This is a genomic window from Pantoea sp. CTOTU46764, assembly GCF_031974595.1.
Classification (GTDB): domain Bacteria; phylum Pseudomonadota; class Gammaproteobacteria; order Enterobacterales; family Enterobacteriaceae; genus Pantoea; species Pantoea trifolii.
The window spans coordinates 1-3,082 of sequence record NZ_DALYOQ010000082.1 but is presented as its reverse complement, the minus strand read 5'-3'; the positions used below and the strand labels follow the sequence as shown (position 1 = coordinate 3,082).

Sequence of the window (3,082 nt, the reverse complement as noted above, 5' to 3'; positions counted from 1 at the left end):
CGGACGCGTAACGATCATGCGCTGGTTATTCACCGAGACCACTTCCAACGGCGGGCCGCCGAGTTTCAAATCTGCAATCGGGTAGCCCTGATAGAAATTCAGTGCCGTATTGCGCGTTTTACCGTCGATCATCAGCGTCATTTCGCTCGGGCCTTCCAGCCAGCCTTCGGTTGAGCAGTGCTGACTCGGGTTATCCGGGATAAACAGCGATTCACCTTTATCATCCCACCAGGTACGGAAATGGCAGCCGCCCGGCAAGGCAAAATGCTGCAGCGGCGTGCTATCCGCCGGGCGCGAGAGATCGAGCGGCGCGGCATTCCTGGCCGTTGCGCTGGCGGTGGCATCGTTTATAACGATGGGACGCCAGTTCTGTAATTTGGCCGCGCTGCCGTTAGCCAGCACGCTGCCCTCTTTATTAGTCATCTGCCACGGCAGCTCATCCAGCAAGCCACACTGATTGGCCAGCAGCGTACCAACGCGTGGCAGGAAGCTGGTCAGAATGCTGGAGTCGGTGCTCTTGCCCGAAACAATGCGCAGCGGCAGCGTCTCTTTGCACCAGTCGTTGGGCGCTTTGCTCGCCACGTCATCGATGTAGACTTCCAATGACAGGCTCGGTGAATAGACCACGCGATAATCTTCTGCCTGCGCATTTCCGGCCAGCAACAGGGTTGCGAAGCCCGTCAACCACACTTTCATAAGAATCCTTGGATCAATAACGTGACGGCAGAAAACGTGCCGCATCAGCCTGGGAATAAAGCAGCGTCGCTTCCTGCGGTTCGCCAATCCAGACTGCCAGAGCGCTGAGATTGTCGCTTTTTACACTGCGGTTAACGGCTTGTTCCATCAAAGTCAGCCACTCTTCGCAGGCATTTACCATGCGCAGGGCCAGTTCCATTTCGTGGGTGGTGAGATTGAGCCAGAATCCATCGCTGCAAACTAAAAACGCATCGCCATCGGCCAGCGTGATCACCTCGCTAAAGGTGGCCGGACGGGCCGGTTCAACACCGAGCGCATTATAGAGTAAATTACTGTTAATGCCGGTATTTTCATAGCCCGCTTCGCGTAACTGCTGGGCCAAACTGTGATCACGCGTCACCTGATTTAGCACCCCATGACGGAAGTGATAAACCCGGCTGTCGCCAGCGTGCGCCCACCATGCGAGCTGTTTTTCACGGTCGATAAACAGCGCAGCGAGCGTGGTACTCATCCGGGAAAAATTCGGATTGTTTCCCTGTGCCTCAATCAGCACCTGCTGGCAATGTTCGATGGCGGCGCGGGTGCTTTCAGGGGTGAAAGTGTCGTGTTGCTGTAACTGCGTTAGCAGCGTATCGCGCACCAGCTGCGCTGCCATATCACCGCCAGGCAAACCGGCCACGCCGTCGCACACCAGAAAACAGGCTTTTTGGTCGTCTAGCTCGGCGCCGGTACGATCCTGATTTTCGTCACGCATGCCTTGCTGGCAGCGGCTGGCAAACATCATCTTCATGCGTCTTCGGTCCGCGTCTGAGAATCTTTGTATTGATTCACTTCCATATCATAGGCATGCAGGAAGGCTTCGCCGAACAGCGTGTGGAAGTCATCTTCAATTTCACCAGCGGTGCGCTGATAGTGGCGAGAGAAGTAATCCCACAGCGCCGCTTTCCGTCCGGTGCTAAACGCCATTTTGGGCAGCACGCCATCTTTGCGCGCTTCTTCTTCTAAGCGCTGCGGGTTAAACGATTGCAGCATGGCGGCGATAATCGCGCGGATGCCGGCAATCATCCCCAGCTGATGCGCCTGCAAATCCACCAGCGCATCACGCACCGCCGGTTCCGGCGGCATAAAGCCCGGCATCTGGCTCTGATACATCTGCATCAACACGGTTTTACCGGACGGCAGAATTTTAAACGGGTTATTGGCCTCATTGAGGATCATCGTCATGTCGGCTTTCACGCCGCGCTTGAGAATCGAGCGCGATGAGAGCAGGGCGACGGTGCCTTGCGAAAACAGGCTCAGCATGCGACCAGTGACACGCATCTGCTCTTCGGTGATGGTGGTTTGGTGGCCGTTGTTCAGCCCCATGCCTTCCAGCAACGCAGCAATCAGTTTGTCCTGAGAGACGCCCGGCAAGGTGGCGGGCAGCGTCGGCGCATCGCTTTGCGGATCGATGGCGAGACGCGGATCGTTGCGACGTTCCTGACGCGCCACCGGCTCGGGAATCACCTCGGGCTCCTGCATCATGCCGAGCGGGTCATCGCTGCTGTCGGCAAAGAACGCCAGCGGATCGTCCTGGCGGGTTTTGAGATTGTTGGGATCGCGCACTTCGAGCCCGTACTCACCAATTTGCAGCGTGTCGCCATCCTGCAGCGCCACTTGCGAGCCGCGTTGCAGCGCGACGCCGTTCAATACCACCGACGTGACGCTGCCCTGATTGGTCAGGCGGCATTCGCCCTCCGGCGAAAGGTGCACCAGCGCCTGCAAGCGCGATATGGCGCGCGATTCGTCAGGCAGCACCAGATCGTTATCCTGACTGCGGCCGATGGTGCCGCCGGGCGGTTTGAAGGCTACCGTCTTGGCGGGCACATCCGTATTGCACTGCACAATGGTAAATTGCATGAGTCATCCCGTTAACAAGGCAAACGCCACGGCCTATTCAAACATCGGTGGATAGAGGCCGTTGCGGCCCGGCTGTGCACCAGACGCCGGGTTAAACAATAATGAAAAAAGTTGCGCAGTCAGCGGGCCGCTGTGTTTATGCGTGACATGGCTAAAACCGTCACTGCGATTACTCCACCAGTAGCTCATGTGCTGCTGCGGATCGAACCTGTCAGCCACTTCACGCCAGCTCAGCGTGCAGGGCAAATCATCAAAACCAATCACATCCATGATGTCGCTGCGCTGCGTATCCGGCACCAGCAGCGGCGACAGACGCTGCATCTGCTGCTCCAGCGCATCGGGATTGAGCCGATCGCGCACCGCGTGCAGCAGCAGCGCGCCCAGCTCCTGAAACCAGTCGCCGGACATTGCCAGCTGCGCGCTGTGCCAGCGGCTCAGCGGGAAGCTGCGCAGCGCCAACAGTGGCCAGCTGCGGCCCACGCGATCG

The 3,082-nt window shown here is 58.1% G+C and carries 4 protein-coding genes; all 4 read right to left on the bottom strand.

The features are described from left to right. Positions 1–696: hypothetical protein (locus tag RTM06_RS20170; protein ID WP_312184508.1), on the bottom strand; the 696-nt coding region annotated here is incomplete at its 3' end. A 13-nt stretch (positions 697–709) separates the two neighbouring features. Continuing rightward, positions 710–1,486, bottom strand: coding sequence for a serine/threonine-protein phosphatase (locus RTM06_RS20165; RefSeq protein ID WP_312184507.1), 777 nt, complete (start codon positions 1,484–1,486; stop codon positions 710–712). Beyond that, positions 1,483–2,595, bottom strand: a complete 1,113-nt coding sequence (gene tagH / locus RTM06_RS20160; RefSeq protein ID WP_176971711.1) for a type VI secretion system-associated FHA domain protein TagH — start codon at positions 2,593–2,595, stop codon at positions 1,483–1,485. The genes RTM06_RS20165 and tagH overlap by 4 nt, the downstream gene beginning before the upstream one ends. 33 nt (positions 2,596–2,628) lie before the next feature. After that, the coding region (locus RTM06_RS20155; RefSeq protein ID WP_312184506.1) for a TagF domain-containing protein at positions 2,629–3,082 on the bottom strand (454 nt) is incomplete at its 5' end.